We start from the raw sequence: 19,428 nt of genomic DNA, 5'->3' as shown, positions 1-19,428 counted from the left end.
TTCCGGTGATTGAAGTCGATCGGCGCGGACGGTCAGACGTCCTCGAAATGCTCGATCAGGAGCTGCGGCGATTCCACCCCGTTGTATTCGTTGACCGCCAGCCGATAGGCCGCGCGGATGGTCGCACCCGGCGCGCCGGCGAAGTTGAAGCGGATGGCGTCGATGGCCAGGCGGCCCTTGCGCAGGCGCAATTTGAGATGCTTCTCCTTGAGGATGCGCTGGTTCTCGACGACGAACTCGTCCTCGAACAGCGGCGCGGGAAAGCCCTGGCCCCAGATTTCCTCTTCGAGCAGGCGGGCCGTGGCGATCGAGAAATAGCCATCCTCCAGGCCGCCGTCGGTTTCCAGCGTGCGCGTCAGGTCCGCAGGGGACAGCTGCTCTCCGGCGACCGCGGCGAACAGTTCGCGGAAGCGCGGCAGGTCGGCTTCGCGGATGGTCGCGCCGGCGGCCATGGCGTGGCCGCCGAAGCGCTTGAGCAGGCCCGGCGCGCGCTTGGCCACGGCGTCCAGCGCGTCGCGCAGGTGCAGGCCGGGAATCGAGCGGCCGGAGCCCTTGAGCTCGCCGTCGGCGCTCGCCTCGTCGCCGCGCGCGAAGGCGAACACCGGCCGGTGGCGCCGGTCCTTGATACGCGAGGCGAGGATGCCGATCACGCCCTGGTGCCATTCCGGATGGAACAGGGTGAGCGCGGGAGCCGCCGCCGCACCGTCCTCGTCGATGGCGTCGAGATGCGCGAGCGCCTGATCCTGCATGCCCGATTCGATGTCCTTGCGCTCGCGGTTGAGCCGGTCGAGTTCCTGCGCGATGTTCAGCGCGCGCGCCGCGTCGTCGGTGATCAGCGCCTCGATGCCGAGCGACATGTCGGCCAGCCGCCCGGCGGCGTTGAGGCGCGGGCCGATCATGAAGCCCAGGTCCAGGCTGCAGGCCCTGGCCGGCTCGCGCCCGGCGGCGCGGAACAGGGCACGGATGCCGGGATTCAGGCGCCCGCCGCGCATGCGCCGGAGGCCCTGGTCGACCAGGATGCGGTTGTTGCGGTCGAGCCGGACCACGTCGGCCACCGTGCCGAGCGCGACGAGGTCGAGCAGCGCGCCGAGATTCGGCTCCGGCACGCCGGCGGTGGCGAACCAGCCGCGCGCGCGCAGCTCGGCGCGCAGCGCGAGCATCACGTAGAACATCACGCCGACGCCGGCCATGCACTTGCTGGGAAAGCCGCAGCCGGGCTGGTTGGGATTGACGATGCAGTCCGCGGCGGGCAGTTCGTCGCCCGGCAGGTGGTGGTCGGTGATCAGCGTGGCGATGCCCAGTTCGGCGGCGCGCGCGACGCCGGCCAGGCTGGCGATGCCGTTGTCGACGGTGACCAGCAGATCGGGATTCCTCGCCGCCGCCAGTTCGACGATTTCCGGCGACAGGCCGTAGCCGTAGGTGAATCGGTTGGGCACCAGGTAGTCGATCGTCGCGCCCGTATCGCCGGCGAATGCCCGCAGCGCGCGCACGCCGACGGCGCAGGCGGTGGCGCCGTCGCAGTCGTAGTCGGCGACGATCAGGATGCGCGCCTGCGCCTCGACGGCGTCCGCCAGCAGCACGGCGGCGTCGGCGGCGTGGGTCAGCTGCGGCGGCGGGATCAGGCCCTTGAGGTCATAGTCGAGCTCGCTTTTCGCCGCGATGCCGCGCGCGGCGTAGAGACGGGCGAGCAGCGGGTGCAGCCCCTGTTGTTCGAGCTGCCATTGGGCGCGCGGCGGCACCGGGCGGGATTGTAGACGGGTCATCGTTGTGGTGGGTGGGGGTGTTCGATCGGGTCGTTTCGTCCGGGCGGGCGCGCTGCCTGCGCGGCCGGGGCGTGTTCGCCCTGGCCAGCATGCGTCGCCTGCACCAGCGCGCCGGCGATCTGCGCCGGCGCGCGGGGTCGGCGCCAGATCTTGACGAGATCGCCGCGTCCGATCGACCAGCGCAGCGTCGCGTACGCCGTCGGCGCGACGATTTCCAGCCGGGCCAGCCGGCCGGCGGCGAGCGCCGCGCGCGCCGGCGCGAACCAGCGCGCTTCGAGTTCGAGCAAGGCGGCGCGCCAGTCCGCGCCGTGCTCGTACTGCGCGGGCGCGAGCAGGGCGTCGAGCACGGCCAGGCGGCTGGCCCCGCTGCCTTGCCCCGGCGCGCCGAGCACCTCCGCCGCGCCGTCCGGCAGCGCGTGGGCCGCCGCGCCGCCGGCACGCGCCAGTCCGCGCGCCAGCGGATCGCCGCTCCATACGCCGTCGAATCCCGCCGTGGCCTCCGGGCGGGCGGGAAGGGCGCCCGCGCCCCACAGCCAGAAGGCGTTGACCGGCAACTGGCCGGCCGCTTCGCGGCGGCAATTGACCGGATGGTCGTGCAGGAACATCTGGATTTCATTGAACAGCGCGCGCCAGTCGCCCGAGGCGTCGGCGAGGAGATGCTCGACGCGGCGGCCGGCGACGGCCGACAAGGGCGGCGCGCCGAAGTCGTCGGGTTTCCTGCCGGCGGCCAGGCGCAGGTAGCCGCGTCCCGGCGCGGCCGAGGAAAAACGCCCCCAGGCGGAGAGTTCGGCGTCGAGCGCCGCCGCGAGCGCGTCCGCGTCGTCGCCGCCAAGTTCGATCCGGCTGGCGTCGGCGGGGATCAGGCTGTCCTGGTGGAAGCGCAGGTGGACGGGGTCGCAGCACAGCCAGACCGCGCCGTCCGCCGCCGCCCGGTCATTCTCGCCGAGCCTGCGGCAGGCCGCGAGCGCGCCCGTTTCGCCGTGGCCGCACAGCGCGGCGAGAACGGTCTCGAACGCCTGCCGCGGAGCGTGGCCGGACCGGCCGCGCGCGAGCAGCGTGGCGAGCGCCGGGCAGGCGAGCCCGTCCCACGCCTCGCGGTCCTCGGGTTCGGGCCAGAGCAGTTCGGGGACGAGCAGGGTGAGGCAGGCGAGCGGCATGGAGCCCTTGGGCGCTTTCGATGACGGGGAACTGGCGAAGAAGTGTACCATAGCGCCTTTGACCGACCCGGACACCGCCTTGGCACTGCCCTACGAACTGCTGATCGGCCTGCGCTACACGCGGGCCAAGCGGCGCAACCATTTCATTTCCTTCATCTCGCTGATTTCCATGCTCGGCATCGCGCTCGGCGTGACCGCGCTGATCGTCGTGCTGTCGGTGATGAACGGCTTCCAGACCGAACTGCGCGGCCGCATCCTGGCGGTCGTCTCGCACGTGCAGATCAGCGGCGCGGACGGCGAGATGTCCGGCTGGGAGGCGGTGGCGCAGGAGGCCGCCAAGCTGCCGGAAGTGCGCGGCGCGGCGCCCTACGTGCAGGCGCAGGGCATGCTCTCCTTCGGGCAGTCGGTGCGCGGCGCGATGGTGCGCGGGATCATCCCCGACGAGGAGGAAAAGGTCGCCGACTTCCGTTCGCACATCAAGGAAGGCTCGCTCGACTCGCTGCAGCCGGACGCCTTCAACATCGTGCTCGGCAGCGAGCTGGCGCATGCGCTCGGCGTGCTGCCCGGCGACAAGGTGACGGTGATCGCGCCACAGGGCGTGGTCACGCCGGCCGGCGTGGTGCCGCGCCTGAAGACCTTCACCGTCAGCGGCCTGTTCGAGGTTGGCATGTTCGAATACGACAGCGCGCTGGCGCTGATCCGCCTGGAGGACGCGCAGAAGCTCTATCGCATGGACGACCGCGTCTCCGGCGTGCGCTTGAAGCTCGACGACCTGTTCCGCGCGCCGCTGGTGGTGCGGCAGCTGGCCGCCACGCTGACGGTGCCGGCCTACATCAGCGACTGGACGCGCAGCCACGCCAACTTCTTCCGCGCCGTGCAGATCGAGAAGAACATGATGTTCATCATCCTCTCGCTGATCGTCGCCGTGGCCGCCTTCAACATCGTGTCCACGCTGGTCATGGCGGTCACCGACAAGCAGGCCGACATCGCCATCCTGCGCACGCTCGGCGCCAGCCCGCGCAGCATCATGGCGGTGTTCATGGTGCAGGGCGCGCTGATCGGCTTCATCGGATTGGGCCTGGGCGTGCTCGGCGGCGTGACGCTGGCGCTCAACATCGACGTGGTGGTGCCGTTCATCGAACGCCTGCTCGGCACGCAGCTGTTCTCCAAGGAGGTGTACTACATCTCCAACCTGCCCTCGGAACTGCAATGGAAAGACGTGATCACCATCACCGGCGTGTCCTTCGTGCTGTCGCTGGCGGCGACGCTCTATCCGAGCTGGCGCGCCTCGCGCACCAATCCGGCGGAGGCGCTGCGCTATGAATGAGGCCGGGAACGTCGTGCTGGCCTGCACAGGCCTGAAAAAGACCTATCGCCAGGGCAGCATCGCCGAAGTGCGCGTGCTGACCGGCGTCGACCTGGAAGTGCGGGCCGGCGAGCGCGTCTCGATCGTCGGCGCCTCCGGCTCGGGCAAGAGCACGCTGCTGCACCTGCTGGGCGGACTGGACAGCCTGAGCGGCGGCTCGGTCCAGCTGATGGGGCGCGACCTGGCGGCGATCGGCGACGCCGAGCGCGGCGAGCTGCGCAACCGGCATCTCGGCTTCGTCTACCAGTTCCATCACCTGCTGCCGGAATTCACCGCGCAGGAGAACGTGGCCATGCCGCTGTTCATCCGTCGCATGCCGCGCGAGGAGGCGCTGCAGAAGGCGGCGGCGATGCTCGGCGAGGTCGGCCTCGCGCACCGCCTCGGCCACACGCCGTCCGAGCTGTCCGGCGGCGAGCGCCAGCGCGCGGCGATCGCCCGGGCGCTGGTCACCGGGCCGGCGTGCGTGCTGGCCGACGAGCCGACCGGCAACCTCGACCGGCAGACGGCCGGCGACGTGTTCGAGCTGATGCTCTCGCTCAACCGCTCGCACCACACCAGCTTCGTCATCGTCACGCACGACCCCGGCCTGGCCGCGCGCGCCGACCGCATCCTGACGCTGTGCGACGGGGTGTTCGCGGAGAGCCGCTGAAGGAGGCGGGAAGGGCGCGCCGCCGGCGCGCCCTCAATCGGCCGTGGCGTTGATTTCCTCGACCAGCCGGGCCAGGGCCGGCAGGCGCTGCGGGCACTGTTTCTCCGCCGCGGCGACGATCGCGCCGAGGCTGGCCGCCACGGCCGCCACGCTGTGGCACGCGCGGACGTCGTTGCAGAACGCTTCGGAGTTGGTGCCGAAGCTGTCGACGCAGAAGTCGATCAGCAGAAACTTGGCTTCGGACACGACGATGTCGTCCTTCAGCCGGAAGGCGGCGCCCGGCGCCGGCGGGGCGGGCGGCGGCTTCGCGGCGGTCGGGCCCGGTGCCGTGAAGCCGGCGCCGTCTCCGACGGCGATGAAGCCTTCGCGGAGAAGGCTCTGCACCTCGGCATCGGCTTCCTCCTGATGCAGCACCGTTTTCTTGAACACGTATTCAAGCGTCTGCGGCTTGTCCAGGAGAAGGAGCAGGCTGCGTTTGCGCACGCTCAGCCTGTTGGTCCGATGCTTGACCTCGTCCTCGCCCTTGGGGGTGAGGCGCACGCTGGCCGACAGATCCACTGGCTTACCTCGGCGGTTCGTTGATCACGGGACGGGACCGCGTCAAAGCTTGATGCGCGCGATCGACTTGTCGAGGATGCCGGCCGTTTTGCCCAGCCGCTTGACCGAGCGGAGCAGGTCGGCCAGCGTCTCCGGCGAATTGGCCTCGGAATGGGCCTTGGCCGTCTGGTCGAACGCCTGCACCTGATCGGACAGGGTCGCGGCGTTTTCCTGGATGGCCGAGGTCAGGTTGGTCAGCTTCATCTGCATCAGCTTGAGCGAGGCCATCAGGCTGTCGTTGTCGTTCTTGTCGACCGCGATGTTGACCCCGAGATCGCCGTTGGCGATGCGCTTCATGCTTTCCGCGGCGTCGGCGGGCTCGCCGCCCAGCTGCCGCAGGATGACGGCGCGCATTTTGAACACCAGAGTGGCGAGCACCGCCAGCAGAACGATGGCGACGACCAGGAAGACGGCCGATTGCTGCCAGAAACGCGATTCGATGTCGTCAACGAAGAAACCGATTCCCGGCATCCAGCCCCACGGTTCGAACTTGAGGGCGCCGTTCATCTTGGGGTATTGCACGGTCTTGTCCTGAGCGCCGGGCTTGGGCGCCTTCAAGTCGATGAATGCCTTGTTGTCCGCGCTTTTCGCCAAGGCGTCGCGGTATGCCTGGACGGTCGTTCGTCCATCCGGCTGCTTGCCGCCGTCGTCCGGCTTGCCCATGCGGCTGGGGATCGGATGCCATACGAAATAGTCGTCCGTCAGCGTCCGGATGAAGAAGTAGTTGTCGCCCTGCCGCTGCGACCCGATCGCCTCCTTGGCGCGCGCCTGAGCTTCCTCGCGCGACAGTTTTCCGGACTTTTCCAGTCCGTGGTAGTACTTCAGCTGCGAATCGGCAAAATCCAGCAGCTGCGTGATCTGCGCCCGCCGTTCGTCCATCATGCTTTGCCGCATGCTGTAGAGGCCGAACAGGCCCATGATTGCCAGCCCGACCAGCGAGGACAGGACGATGATCAAAACCCGTGTTTTCAATCGCATGACTTTCTCCGAAAAACCAAGATTTCAGGTGCCGGAAAATCCCCCCTATCTGCTGCGAAGCCCCACTTGTTTTATTGTTCTGGCGGACTTAATCCGCTGTTTTTTTATGAGATTACTCTGAGTTTTTTATAAGATTACTCTGAGGATGGACTGATGCGCAATCGTAAAGTGCGGTTAATAGTCTGCGTACATTTGTTTTATTTGATGTACTTTTGATGCTTATCGAGGCGGCATTCGCTACAATGAGCGTTTCCGCCCGTTTGACCTCGTTTCGGTTTTCTTGCCGTATCTTTCCGACATCAAAGCATCACAGGACAGGAGTTCAGCCATGCCCAAGAATCTGCTCGAACAATTGCGCGAAATGACCGTGGTGGTCGCCGACACCGGCGACATCCAGGCGATCGAGAAATTCACCCCGCGCGACGCGACGACCAATCCGTCGCTGATCACCGCGGCGGCGCAGATGCCGCAGTACCGGGGCATCGTCGACGCCACGCTGAAGCAGGCGCGCCTCGACTGCGGCGCGGCGGCGCCGGCGGCCCAGGTCGCCTCGCTGGCCTTCGACCGCCTGGCGGTGGCCTTCGGCCTGAAAATCCTCGAGATCATTCCCGGCCGCGTGTCGACCGAAGTCGACGCGCGCCTCTCCTACGACACCCAGGCGACCGTCGCCAAGGGGCGCGAGCTGATCGCCCAGTACGAAGCCCGCGGCGTGTCGCGCGAGCGCATCCTGATCAAGATCGCCTCCACCTGGGAAGGCATCCGCGCCGCCGAAATCCTGGAAAAGGAAGGCATCCACTGCAACCTGACGCTGCTCTTCGGCCTGCACCAGGCGATCGCCTGCGCGGAAGCCGGGGTGACGCTGATCTCGCCGTTCGTCGGGCGCATTCTCGACTGGTACAAGAAGGACACCGGCCGCGACGCCTACCCGGCCGCCGAGGACCCGGGCGTCGTGTCGGTGACGCAGATCTTCACCTACTACAAGAAGTTCGGGTACCGGACCGAAGTCATGGGCGCCAGCTTCCGCAACATGGGCGAGATCACCGAACTGGCCGGCTGCGACCTGCTGACCATCGCGCCGTCGCTGCTCGCCGAGCTGCAGGCCGCCGCAGGCGAACTGCCCAGGAAGCTCGATCCGGCCAAGGCCGCTACCGCGGCACTTGACAAGATCACCGTGGATGAGGCAACGTTCGCCCGCATGCACGCGGCCGATCGCATGGCGTCGGATAAACTGGCCGAGGGCATCGCCGGCTTCACCAAGGCGCTGGAAACGCTGGAGCAGCTGCTCGCGGCGCGCCTGCAGGAGCTGGAAGGCTAGGCGGCATCGCCAAGGAACATCAAGAAGGGTCCGGGGAGGATCGGAAACGGGGAAGGGCCGGCGGCCTTTCCCCGTTTTTCATTGCGTGCCCTCCGTTCATTCCGCGACCGTCCGGGGGAGTCGAATGCGCAGCGCCATCCTGGCCTTCGCGGCGGGAATCCTGTTCTTGCAGACGCAGGCCGTTCTGCCCGGTCCGGCGGCCGTCGCGGCCTGCGCCGCCGCCGGGCTCGGCGGCCTGTTCGCCGCCTCGCGCCGGGGCGCCTGGGCGTCGCGCGGCCTGCTGCTGTGCGCCTGCGCGCTGCTGGGCTTCACCTGGGCGGCCTGGCGCGCCGAATGCCGGCTGGCCGACGAACTGCCCGCCGCCTGGGAGATGCGGGACATCCGGGTCGTCGGCGTGGTGGCCGCGCTACCGCAGCGCTTCGAGCGCGGCGAACGCTTCGCCTTCGACGTCGAATCGGTCGAGACGACCGGCGCGCGGGTTCCGGAACGGATCTTCCTGTCCTGGTATCACGGCTGGGACGCCGCCGACGAGGACGAGGCGGACGCGACAGGGCGTGCCGCCCAGGCCCTGCATCCCGGCGAACGCTGGCGTTTCACGGTGCGCCTGAAGCGCCCGCACGGCAACGCCAATCCGCACGGTTTCGACTACGAGGCGTGGCTGCTCGAACGCGGCATCCGGGCCACCGGCACGGTGCGCTCCCGCGCAGGCGCGACGCGGCTGGACGAATTCGCGTGGCGCCCCGGCTACGCCGTCGAGCGCCTGCGCGACGCGCTGCGCGAACGTTTCCTGGCTGAACTGCCGGAGGCACCTTACGCGGGCGTGCTGACCGCGCTGGCGATCGGCGACCAGCGCGCCATTCCCGCCGCGCAGTGGCAGATGTTCGGCCGCACCGGCGTGACGCACCTGGTCAGCATTTCCGGGCTGCACGTGACCATGGTCGCCGCCCTCTGCGCCGCGCTGGTCAACGCCCTGTGGCGGCGCAGCGAGCGCCTGATGCTGCGCCTGCCGGCGCAGAAGACCGCCGTCGCCGCCGGCTGGCTCGCCGCGCTGGCCTACGCCCTGCTCGCCGGCTTCGAAGTGCCCGCCCAGCGCACCGTGTACATGCTCAGCGTGGTGGCTTTGGCCTTGTACGCCGGCCACAATCTGGGCGCCGTCCGTACGCTCCTTTTTGCCCTGCTGGCCGTGCTCGTTCCCGATCCCTGGGCGGTTTTGGCGACGGGCTTCTGGCTGTCGTTCGGCGCGGTCGCGGTGCTGTTCTTCGTCGGCACGGCGCGCCTGGGCGAACAGGGCGGCGAAGCGGGCGGCCTGCGCCGCTGGCGTGCGGGGCTGCGGCAATGGGGCGCGGCGCAATGGGCGGTCACGGTCGGCGGCCTGCCCTTGCTGCTGCTGTTCTTCCAGCAGTTCTCGCTGGTTTCGCCGCTGGCCAACGCCGTGGCGATCCCGGTGGTGAGCTTCGTCGTCACCCCGCTGGCGCTGGTGTACGCGCTGCTGCCCTGGCCGCCGTTGCTGCATTTCGATCACTGGCTGCTGGCGCAACTGATGGACCTGCTCGGCTGGCTGTCCGGCTGGCCGGTCTGGCAGCAGCCGGCGCCACCGTGGTGGGCGGTGCCGCTGGCCGTGGCGGGAACCGGCTGGCTGCTGCTGCCGCGCGGCTTTCCGGCGCGCTGGCTCGGGCTCTGCCTGATGGTGCCCGCGCTGGCGGCGGCGCCGGCGCGGCCGCCCGCCGGCGCGGCGTGGGTGGACGTGCTCGACGTGGGGCAGGGGCTGGCCGTCCTGGTGCGCACGGCGGAGCACACGCTGCTTTACGACACCGGTCCGCGCTACGGCGCCGAGACCGACGCCGGCCAGCGCGTCGTCGCGCCGTTCATGCGCGCCGCCGGCGTGGCGCGGCTGGACGCGCTCGTCGTCTCGCACCGCGACACGGATCATGCGGGCGGGCTGGAAGCCGTGCGCGCGCACGGGCCTATCGCCCGTTTCCTGACCTCGATCCCCGGCATCGGCGCCGAACCGTGCGCCGCCGGGCAGTCGTGGGAATGGGACGGCGTCCGCTTCGCGATCCTGCATCCGGCGGAGCGCGACTACGCGGACAAGGCGAAGCGGCCCAACGGCATGAGCTGCGTCCTGCGCGTGTGGAACGGCGCCGGCGCCGTCCTGCTGGCCGGGGACATCGAGGCCGCCGACGAGCGCGCCCTGATCGCCCGCGCCGGCGGGCAACTGCGCAGCGACGTGCTGGTGGTGCCGCACCACGGCGGACGCGGCTCGTCGTCGCCCGAATTCGTCGCGGCGGTCGCGCCGCGCGAGGCGGTGTTCTCGGCGGGCTATCGCAACGCCTTCGGCCACCCGCGCGCGGACGTGCTCGCGCGCTACGCCGGCAGCCGGCACTGGCGCACCGACCGGGACGGCGCCGTGCGCGCGGTCCTCGCGGCGGACGCGTCGGCCGACGTTTCCGCCTGGCGGGACGAGCGCAGACGCTACTGGCAGCACCGCTGAGCGCCGCACGGCGAAGGACGTCCGCGCGGCCGCCCGACTTAGGTCGGGTGACATCCTGCGGCCGGCCGATTAAGATAGCCGACGCTCGGAGTGCCATGCGGCGATACGGCGACGCAATAACAACAATTCGACGCGATCCGCTGCCGCAAGCAGCAAGCGAAGCAGACATCGGTGGAAAAACCCATTAACTCAATCATTTGGAGTATCGAAGCATGAAGGAAACCAGACTGATCCAGGTGCAGGGCAAGCCGCTGGGTGGGGGAACGCTGCCGATCATCATCACGCCGCTGGTCGGCAAGACCCGGGCGGAAGTGCTCGACGAAGTCGCGGCCATCGTGCCCAAGAAGCCCGATCTGCTCGAATGGCGGATCGACTTCTTCCAGGCGATCGGCGACATTCCCGCGGTGATCGACACGGCGCTGGCCATCCGCGCCGCGGCGGGCGGCGTGCCGGTGCTGCTGACGCGGCGCAACGCGACCGAAGGCGGCCAGCCGCTGGCCATCGACGAACCGGCGGTGGTGGCCATGTACAAGGCCGCCTGCGAGGCCAGGTGCGTCGAGCTGATCGACTACGAACTGTCCAACCGGCCGGAGGACATCAAGGCCCTGCGCGCCGTGTCGAAGGCCAACGGCATCGGCATGATCATGTCGTACCACAACTTCCAGATGACGCCGGACGCCGCCACGCTCGACGGCAAGTTCGCCGCGGCCAAGGAACTGGGCGCCGACGTCGGCAAGGTGGCGGTGATGCCGACCCATGAAGGCGACGTGCTGGAGCTGCTGGCGGCGACCAGCCGGGCGCGCGCGGCGCTGGACATCCCGCTGATCAGCATGTCGATGGGCGGCGTGGGCTCGCTGTCGCGCATCATGGGCTGGGTCTACGGCTCGGCGGCGACGTTCGCCGTGGGCAGGAGCAGCTCCGCACCGGGGCAGGTCGCCATCGAGGACCTGCGCACCGCGCTGTCCATCGTGCGCCGGGCGGTGACGGGCAAGTAAGCGTCAACACCTCCCCCTTCAAGGGGGAGGATGGGTGGGGGATGGGTTGCGTCGTCCCACACGATTACCCCATTCCCACCCCGACCCTCCCCTTGAAGGGGAGGGAGCCTTCGGTCACAGCAGTTTCAATTGCCTCGCCCGGGCCATCGCCTGCGTGCGGTTGCGCACGTTCAGCTTGCCGAAGATCTGCGTCAGGTACCACTTGGTGGTGCTGACCGTGATGCCCAGCTTTTCGCCGATCTGCTGGTTGGTCAGGCCGACGTTGACCAGCTTGAGGATTTCGCGCTCCATCCGGCTCAGGTTTTCATGCAGCGCCGTGGAAGGCAGCGTTTCCTCGTCGTCGGCCAAGGATTCGATCAGGCCGCTGACGAACGCCGGGTCGACGTGGCGGACGTCCTCGAGCAGTTCGGCCATGGCCCGCCCTTCGTCGAGGAACACGCGCTTGTAGCCGCCGCTGGCGGCCAGCGAAACGGCCGCGGCCAGATAGCGCGCCGCCGCCGCCTTCTCGCCGAGCGATTTCTTGCACAAGGCCTGCAGCACGTGGATGGCGATCAGGCTGCCGGCGAAGCCGTCGGCGCTTGCCCGCGCCTCCAGCGGCGCCAGGGCGTTGAGCGCGCGCACCGCCTGGCGGCGCGCCAGCAGGATGCGCGCGGTGAGCAGGTCCTCTTCCTCGCCGGCGTAGTCGACCATGGCGCGGATTTCGTCCAGCGTCCGCGCCGCGCCGTCGACGTTGCCTTCGCGCAGCTGCAGTTCGGCGACGATCTGGGCGATCAGCCGGCGGCGGCGCGCGCTTTCCGGCCGCTGCGCCAGTTCGCCGGCTTCGGCCAGGGTGTCCCAGGCGGCTTCGCGTTCGCCGCAGACGTGCAGCAGCCGGGCCAGGGCGCGCAGGCCGAGCAGGGCGTAGAACACCATGCCGAGCTGGCGCGACAGCTCGATCCCGGTCATCAGCCGGTAGCGGGCCGCCTCCAGGTCGTTCTGCTCGTGGTCGAGGCAGCCCAGCCGGATGTACAGGAGCGCGGCGACCGGCGCCGGGGCGCCCTTGGCGTCCACGTAGCGGCGGATGGCGTTCTGGCCCATCGCGCGGGCTTCGCGCAAGCGGCCCTGGGCGGTCATCATCTGGATCAGCGGCCCCATGGCGTCGACGGTCATGAACGGGTTGTCGAGCTGCTGCCCGAGCTGGACGCCCTTGCCCAGCGTGGCCACGGCCGCCCCGCGCTGGCCGACCAGGGCCTGGGCCTGGCCCAGCAGGCTGTGCGCGTAGACGCGGAAAAACGAGGCGCTCTCGCCCAGCCAGTCGAGCGCGTGCCGGGCGTTGACCACGGCGTCGCGCGGATCGCCCCAGCTCAGGGCGATGTAGGCGTGGATGGCGGCCAGCATGCCGCGGCGCTTGGGCGGCTCGCCTTCCGAGCCGAGCTCGCGGGCCAGCCGGGCGTAGGGCTGGGCCTGCGCCGTCTGCCCGCCGAGGTAGAGGGTCCAGGCCTTGTAGCAGGCCAGGTCGCTGTGTGCACGCACGAGCTCGTCCGGCAGTTCGTCGAGCCAGCTGCGCAGCTTGGACAGTTCTCCGCGCGACAGGACGTCGTCGGCGAAGGCCCTGAACAGCCGCACCGTCGAGGGAAAGTCGCCGGCCGCCAGCGCGTGCCGGATCGCTTCTTCCTCGAAACCGTTGGCCTCGTACCATTCGCTGGCCTGCAGGTGCTGCCTGCGTTGTTCCGCGGCGTCGGACTCCGTGCGCAGGAAATCGGCGAACAGCTGATGGTAGCGATACCAGTGCCGCGTTTCGTCGAGCCGGAGCAGGAACATGTTGGCCTGCTCCAGGTGATTGAGCTGGCGCCGGCCGTCGCTTCCCCCGGTCACGGCGTCGCACAGCGACGCGCACAGGCGATCCAGCCCCGAGGTGCGCCGGAGGAAGTCCTGCACTGCCGGCGCCTGCCGGCTGAACACTTCCTCGGCCAGGTATTCGAGCACGTGCCGGTGCTCGCCGCTGAACGAGGCGACCCGCTGCGCGAAGTTCGCCATCGAGTCCTTGTCGGCCGAGTGCTGAAGGGATAGCGCCGCCATCTGCAGGCCGGCGATCCAGCCTTCCGTCTTCTGTTCCAGCGCCTCGATGATGTCCGCCCGCAGCGCGATGCCGATCGCCTGCTCCAGGAACGCGGACGATTCGTCCAGGGAAAAGCGCAGATCGTCCAGCACGATCTCGCTCAGGCGCCGCTGCATGCGCCAGCGTGCCAGGGGAAGGTCGGGAACCTTGCGGCTGATGAGGACCAGGCGCAACTGCTCGGGCATGTGTTCGACCAGGAAACCGATCGAGGCATGGATTTCCGGCGAGGAAACCACGTGGAAATCGTCGAGCACCAGCACGATCCGTTGCGTCGACGCCGCGATTTCGTTGAGCAGCGCGGCGATCAGATCGTTCGGCGCCGGCAGCTGCAGCCGCCCGATCAGGAAGATCGGCGCGCGGCCGACGTCCGGGGCGACCGACTGCAAGGTCGCGACCATGTGATACAGAAAGCGGACGAGGTGGCCGTCTTCCTCGTCGAGCGAGAGCCAGGCCACCTGGCGGTCTCCGGCGTCTTCCCTCAAGGCGTCCGCGACCATGGTGGTCTTGCCGAAGCCGGCCGGCGCCGTGACCACGGTCAGCGGACGTTGCAGCCCCTCGTGCAGCTTGTCCGCGAGCCGCGGCCGGGCCACGATCCGCGTGCCGGGGGCGGGGATGCTGATCTTGGTGTTGATCAGCGCCTGCGGTGAAATGCTTTTCATGCCTGTGTGATCTTTTTGTCGGAAACGGTCGATCGTCGACGTCCTGGCTTCTGCCTCCCGAGGCGGCTTCCCCCGATGAACCGCCGCCTTGCCTTGCCGGAGCATTCTACTCCGGCGGATACCCGTCGATTTTCCGTCGCGTCGGATTCCCCGCATCTTCCCTACCTTGGTCGGGTGATCCCCGGCGCAGGCGCAGATAAATTGCCCACATGAAATTTCGATCGGTTCTCCCGTTCCCGGCGCCCGCACCGTGGCGTGGCGCAGGGAGTGCCGGAATCCGGGCCCGGTAATCAGTCGCTAGGTATTCGAGGATGACGCAAATAGACATTGCCATTGTTGGCGCAGGCCTGTTCGGCCGCAAGCACGTTGAGACCATGCAGCAGGAACCGGGCTGCAGGCTGGTGGCGATTGCCGATCCAGGCCCCGAGGCGGCAGCGTATGCCCGCGAACTCGGGATTCCCTGTTTCGAGGATTACCGCGCAATGCTCGACCGGGTCCGCCCGCAGGCGGCCATCATCGCCGCGCCCAACGTGCTGCATGCTCCGGTCGGGATCGCCTGCGCCGAGCGCGGCATCCACATGCTGGTGGAGAAGCCGATCGCCGATACCGTCGAAGCGGCGCTGCAATTGACCGAGGCCGCCGAACGGGCGGGCGTGGCCTTGCTGGTCGGGCACCACCGGCGGCACAACCCGATCATCGAGCGGGCGCGCGAGGTCGTGCAGAGCGGACGCATCGGCCGGGTCACCGCGATTTCCGCCCAGTGGATGCTCCTCAAGGCGAGCGAGTACTTTGACGCCGTCCATCGCCGCTCGCCTGGCGCCGGCCCTGTATTGACCAACGCGGTGCACGACATCGACGACCTGCGCTACATCTGCGGCGACGTCGTCGCGGTGCAGGCGATGATTTCGCATGCCGTCCGCCGCTATCCGGTCGAGGACACGGCGGTCATCACGCTGCGCTTCGCCAGCGGCGCCCTGGGGACGCTGACGGTGTCGGACACGGCGGTGGCGCCCTGGAGCTGGGAGCTGACCGCGGGGGAAAACCCGTTCTATCCGCGCAACGATGAGAATTGTTACCTCATTTCCGGGACGGAAGGCGCGCTGACCGTGCCGAAGCTCGAATTGTGGCGCTACGCAGCGGAGCGGGGCTGGGGATTCCCGTTGCAGCGCGAACGTCTCGCCGTCGAGGCGACCGATCCGCTCGTCCGGCAGATCCGGCATTTTTGCGCGGTCGTGCGCGGCGAGGCCGAACCGAAGATCACCGGGCGCGACGCCGTGCGTACCCTGCTGGCCGTGCAGGCCGTCTTCGAAGCCGCGAGGACCGGCCATACGATCGAAGTGGACGGCGCGTGACACCGTCGTGCGTGGCCACGGCAGATCTCGGGTCCGGTGAATCTCATCGGTATTTTTTCACAGCGTAAAGGGGGCAAATGATGAACAAAGTAGTGAAGAGCCTGTTTTCGGCGGCTGCCGTGTGCAGCCTGGTCATGGCGATGGGGACGGCCGGCGCGGCCGACATCAAGGAGCGCGTCATGCGTCTCGCCTACGCCAATGGCGAAGGCAACCCGCAACACGAAGGCTCCAAGATCTTCGCCGATCTCGTCGCCAGGAAGAGCGGCGGCAAAATGGTCGTGAAGCTGTTCCCCAACGGCTCGCTCGGCAAGGATATCCAGGCGTTGTCGGCGATGCAGGGGGGCACGCTCGAAATGACCATGATGTATACCAGCCTGCTGGTGGGGAATTCCAAGGACGCCGGCCTGGTCCAGCTGCCGTTTCTGTGGGGCAGCTGGAAGGAAGTCTTTACCGTGCTGGATGGCCCGGTCGGCCAGAAGATCCATGCCTCCCTCGAGCCCAGGGGCATTATCGGCCTGGGCTATTACGGCTTCGGCTTCCTCAACATGATGAGCAACAAGCACCCGATCGTCACCGTTGACGACTTCAAGGGGCAGAAGCTGCGCGTGACGGAAACGCCGATCAATATCGAGTTCATCAACGATCTCGGCGGCAACGCGGTGTCGATGGCCGTGGCGGAACTCTACAATGCCCTGGAGCAGAGAATCGTCGATGGCTGCGCCCAGCCGATGATCAACGTCAGGTATTCGAAGTACTACGAAGTGCAGAAATATCTGTCGCTCACCCGGCATATGTATGAGCCGCAATCGCTCCTGTTCAGCAAGAAGATATGGGACACGCTGTCCGCCGACGAGAAGCAGGTGATCAGGGATGCGTTCGAAGAATCCAAGGGCCCGCAGCGCGAGATGGCCGAACGGCTGGAAGCCGAATCCCTGAACATTGCCAAGGAGAAGATGAAGGTCAATGAGGTGTCCGCCGCCGAACTGGCCAAGATGCGCCAGAAAGTCATGCCGATGCACGACAAGTACGCCAAGGAATACAACCCCGAGCTGTTCAAGGAAATGCAGGCCGAAATCGCCAAGTTCCGCAGCAGCCAGAAATGAGGCTTGCGCGTGGCCGTGCCAACCTGACACCCGTCCTGGCTTGACCCATGAGCCAAGGCCCTTCCTGCCGGCAGGAAGGGCTTTTTTTCGCCGGGCGGTCTGGCGGAGAGCGTAAAGATTCGTGAAGGAGCGCAACGCAACCCCGGCGAAGGCGTCATTCGCCGGCGTTAACACTCTTTGACTCGCGGATAAATACGTGAACATACTAGGGCACGAATTATCCGCCTGTCTCAATGATGAAGAAGATTCTGTCGGGGCTATCCCTGCGGACTCTCGTGGCGTTGATGGTCGGAGCGCTGGTGCTGGTCGCGCTCGCTTTCGCCGTCGGCGCGTACCGGGATAGCCGCACCGTATCGCGCCATGTCAGGCTGATGGTCGAGCGCAATGAAATCGCGGACGTCTGCCTGGAAGCGGCCGACAGCTTCTTCGCCGAGCGCAGCCACGCCCTGGTGTATCTGCTCGGCGGGCTGCGCATCCCGGAAGAGCAGAGGGCGCTGCTCGACGAGCGCCGGCGGGTCGGCGACGAGCTCCTGGCGCGCACGCTGGCCCGCGTGACGGAGGCGGCGGCAAGGGGGGAGCGTAGACGCTCCCTGGCCGCGGCGGTGCGCTCGGCCTGGGAGCATGTCCGCGAGTCCCGGCCGGTCCTGGACCGGGCGTTGGCGTCGCCCCGGGACGGCCGCGATCCGGCGGTCGCCGAGCTGTGGACGGCGGTGTCGGACGCGCTGGCGATCCGCCTGCTCGATCTGGCGCACGAAGTGGCCGATGCGCCCGAGAGCGACGACGCCGGGCTCGAACGGTTCAGCCAGCTGAGGCATTCCAGCATCCTGCTGCGCACCGTGTTCAGCGCGGAATCCGGCATCTTCGCCATGAACCTCCTCTCGGTGCGCCCGGTGACGGCCCGGGAAATCGCCGCCCTGGAACTGCTGCGCACGCAGTCCATGATCGTCTGGGAGGGGCTGGAACAGGGCATCCGCCAGGTCGGCGACGACCGCACGCGCGACCTGCTCGGCAAGATTCACGGCGACCTGCTCGATCCGCTGCGCAAAAGGCAGGGCGAAGTCCTCCAGGCGGCCCGGCGCGGCGCTCCGGTCGCCGGCAACGGCGCCTATGCGCGCGACTACGCGCCGCAGGCGCTCAAGGCGGCGGACACGATGAGCGAACTGGCGGCGGAGATCCGCCGCTTGACGGACGAATACACCGCCGGCCGCCTGGCCCAGGCCAGCCTGCGCGAGCGCCACGCGCTGCTGGGCATCGGCCTGATCCTCACGCTGGCGGCGCTGGCCGCGGCCGTGTTCTTCTTCCGCCTCGGCCTGCCGCTGCGGGTCATCCAGCGGCGCCTCGACGGCCTGCTGGAGAAGCACTTCCGCGATGCGCCGGGCGGGCGGCCGCTGCCGGGCGGCGATGAATGCGCGCAGATCAATTTCGCCCTGCAGCTGCTCGAAGAGAGCATCGGCGCGCGCGAGCGCAGTGACCGCAACCTGCGCCGGCACGAGCGGATCAGCTTTTCCATCCTCAAGGCGCTGCGCCAGTCCGTCATCGCCACCGACAGCGAGGGCAACATCACCCTGTTCAGCCCCGGCGCGGAAACGATGCTCGGCTATGCCGCCGAGGAAGTGATCGGCAAGCAGACGCCGATGCTGTTCCACGATCCGGAGGAAGTGCGCCGGCGGGCGCGCGAGTTGACCGAGGAACTGGGCGTGCCGGTGGCGGCCGCCTTCCCGGCGTTGATCGCCAAGGCGCGGGCGACCGGCCGGGTGGACGAGCGGGAATGGACCTACATCCGCAAGAACGGCACCCGCCTGACCGTGCTGCTGTCGATCACGGTGTTCAGCGACGACCAGGGCAACCTCCTGTGCTGCGGCGTGGCGACGGACATCACCGAGCGTTCGCAGGTCGCGGCGGAAATGTCGCGGCTGGCCAATTACGATCCGCTGACCCAGTTGCCCAACCGGCGCCTGTTCCACGACCGCATCCGCATGGCCATCGTGCAGGCGCGCCGGGAGAGCGCCAGCCTGGGCCTGCTGATGATCGACCTCGACCGCTTCAAGCCGGTCAACGACCAGTACGGGCATTCGGTCGGCGACCTCCTGCTCGGCGCGGTCGCCGGGCGGATGCAGAAGTGCCTGCGCGAATCCGACACGCTGGCGCGCGTGGGCGGCGACGAATTCGTGGCGATCCTGCCGACCATCGGCAGCGCCGCGGACGCCGTGGGGGTGGCGAAGAAGATCCGCCAGTCGCTGTGCGCGCCGTTCCACGTGACCGACGACATCACCGTGAACATCGACTGCAGCATCGGCGTCGCCCTCTACCCGGATCACGGCGGCAACGAGGACTCGCTGCTGAAGAGCGCCGACGACGCCATGTACATCGCCAAGGGCCTGGGGCGCGCCCAGGTCTTCGTCGCGGGCGGCGGCCGGGAGGGCGACCTGTCCGGCGAACCGTGCGGCGGCCAGGAAATGGGGACGCTAGTGTGGCGGCGTTCCTACCAGTGCGGCGAGGCCACCATCGACCAGGAGCACAAGAGTCTCTTCATCCACGGCAATGCGATCATCCGCGCCGTGGCGAGTGGGCGCGTCTCGCCCGACAAGCTGCCGGAAATGCTCGAAAAACTGATCGCCGCGGTGGCCGTGCATTTCCGCAACGAGGAGGAAATCCTGGCGCGCCACGGCTACGCGGGCCTCGACGAGCACGTCCTGAAACACCGGGCGCTCACCGAACGCGCGCAGGAACTGTACCGGCTGGCCGTCACGCAGGAGCTGCCGATGGGCGACGTGGTGGCGTTCGTCACGCGGGACGTGGTGGCGCAGCACATGCTGATCGACGACCACGATTTCTTCCCGCTCCTGAAAAAAGCATCGCAGCCCGACCCGGTGGAAGTGCCGTGACGGCGGCGGGAGCGTCCCCG

13 protein-coding genes are annotated in these 19,428 nt (G+C 68.4%); 8 read left to right on the top strand and 5 right to left on the bottom strand.

The features are described from left to right. Nucleotides 1-32: 32 nt before the first annotated feature. The gene (gene recJ / locus QM701_RS04890; RefSeq protein ID WP_415165967.1) at nucleotides 33-1,763 is read right to left on the bottom strand and encodes a single-stranded-DNA-specific exonuclease RecJ; all 1,731 of its coding nucleotides are present in this window, start codon (nucleotides 1,761-1,763) and stop codon (nucleotides 33-35) included. After that, nucleotides 1,760-2,920: a hypothetical protein gene (locus QM701_RS04885; protein WP_415165966.1), complete on the bottom strand. Its 1,161-nt coding sequence runs from the start codon at nucleotides 2,918-2,920 to the stop codon at nucleotides 1,760-1,762. Before QM701_RS04885 ends, recJ begins: the two co-directional genes overlap by 4 nt. Before the next feature lie 79 nt (nucleotides 2,921-2,999). Here QM701_RS04885 and QM701_RS04880 point away from each other — a divergent pair, with 79 nt between their 5' ends. Both QM701_RS04880 and lolD read left to right on the top strand, forming a co-directional pair. After that, a complete protein-coding gene (locus QM701_RS04880) occupies nucleotides 3,000-4,247 on the top strand; it encodes a lipoprotein-releasing ABC transporter permease subunit (RefSeq protein ID WP_415165965.1) in 1,248 nt (415 codons plus the stop codon). After that, nucleotides 4,240-4,935, top strand: coding sequence for a lipoprotein-releasing ABC transporter ATP-binding protein LolD (gene lolD / locus QM701_RS04875; RefSeq protein WP_415165964.1), 696 nt, complete (start codon nucleotides 4,240-4,242; stop codon nucleotides 4,933-4,935). The genes QM701_RS04880 and lolD overlap by 8 nt, the downstream gene beginning before the upstream one ends. A gap of 33 nt (nucleotides 4,936-4,968) precedes the next feature. Here the strand turns inward: lolD and QM701_RS04870 are convergent, their stop codons facing one another. Both QM701_RS04870 and QM701_RS04865 read right to left on the bottom strand, forming a co-directional pair. Continuing rightward, nucleotides 4,969-5,493, bottom strand: a complete 525-nt coding sequence (locus QM701_RS04870) for a hypothetical protein (protein WP_415165963.1) — start codon at nucleotides 5,491-5,493, stop codon at nucleotides 4,969-4,971. Between the two features lie 42 nt (nucleotides 5,494-5,535). After that, a complete protein-coding gene (locus QM701_RS04865) occupies nucleotides 5,536-6,510 on the bottom strand; it encodes a cache domain-containing protein (RefSeq protein ID WP_415165962.1) in 975 nt (324 codons plus the stop codon). Between the two features lie 328 nt (nucleotides 6,511-6,838). On the opposite strand from QM701_RS04865, the gene QM701_RS04860 reads away from it, so the two are divergent. The 3 genes from QM701_RS04860 (at nucleotide 6,839) to aroD (ending at nucleotide 11,311) form a co-directional block, all read left to right on the top strand. Continuing rightward, nucleotides 6,839-7,825, top strand: coding sequence for a transaldolase (locus QM701_RS04860; protein WP_415165961.1), 987 nt, complete (start codon nucleotides 6,839-6,841; stop codon nucleotides 7,823-7,825). 124 nt (nucleotides 7,826-7,949) lie between these two features. Next, complete coding sequence (locus tag QM701_RS04855; protein WP_415165960.1) at nucleotides 7,950-10,316, top strand: DNA internalization-related competence protein ComEC/Rec2; 2,367 nt, start codon at nucleotides 7,950-7,952, stop codon at nucleotides 10,314-10,316. Between the two features lie 212 nt (nucleotides 10,317-10,528). Further along, entirely contained in the window at nucleotides 10,529-11,311 is a 783-nt protein-coding gene (aroD, locus tag QM701_RS04850) for a type I 3-dehydroquinate dehydratase (RefSeq protein ID WP_415165959.1), read from the top strand. 114 nt (nucleotides 11,312-11,425) lie between these two features. Here the strand turns inward: aroD and QM701_RS04845 are convergent, their stop codons facing one another. Then, nucleotides 11,426-14,068, bottom strand: coding sequence for a LuxR C-terminal-related transcriptional regulator (locus QM701_RS04845; protein WP_415165958.1), 2,643 nt, complete (start codon nucleotides 14,066-14,068; stop codon nucleotides 11,426-11,428). A 311-nt stretch (nucleotides 14,069-14,379) separates the two neighbouring features. On the opposite strand from QM701_RS04845, the gene QM701_RS04840 reads away from it, so the two are divergent. The 3 genes from QM701_RS04840 to QM701_RS04830 all read left to right on the top strand — a co-directional run bounded on the left by QM701_RS04840 (nucleotide 14,380) and on the right by QM701_RS04830 (nucleotide 19,408). Beyond that, on the top strand, nucleotides 14,380-15,420 hold the full coding sequence (locus QM701_RS04840) for a Gfo/Idh/MocA family protein (RefSeq protein ID WP_415165957.1): 1,041 nt from the start codon (nucleotides 14,380-14,382) through the stop codon (nucleotides 15,418-15,420). An 80-nt stretch (nucleotides 15,421-15,500) separates the two neighbouring features. Beyond that, entirely contained in the window at nucleotides 15,501-16,523 is a 1,023-nt protein-coding gene (locus tag QM701_RS04835; protein WP_415165956.1) for a TRAP transporter substrate-binding protein, read from the top strand. A 233-nt stretch (nucleotides 16,524-16,756) separates the two neighbouring features. Then, nucleotides 16,757-19,408, top strand: a complete 2,652-nt coding sequence (locus QM701_RS04830) for a diguanylate cyclase domain-containing protein (protein WP_415165955.1) — start codon at nucleotides 16,757-16,759, stop codon at nucleotides 19,406-19,408. Nucleotides 19,409-19,428 lie beyond the last annotated feature (20 nt).

The sequence above is a fragment of the Propionivibrio sp. genome (genome assembly GCF_047602565.1).
In the GTDB taxonomy this organism is placed as follows: domain Bacteria; phylum Pseudomonadota; class Gammaproteobacteria; order Burkholderiales; family Rhodocyclaceae; genus Propionivibrio.
Note: the sequence above shows the minus strand (reverse complement) of the source record. Positions and strands in the feature narration are given on the sequence as shown.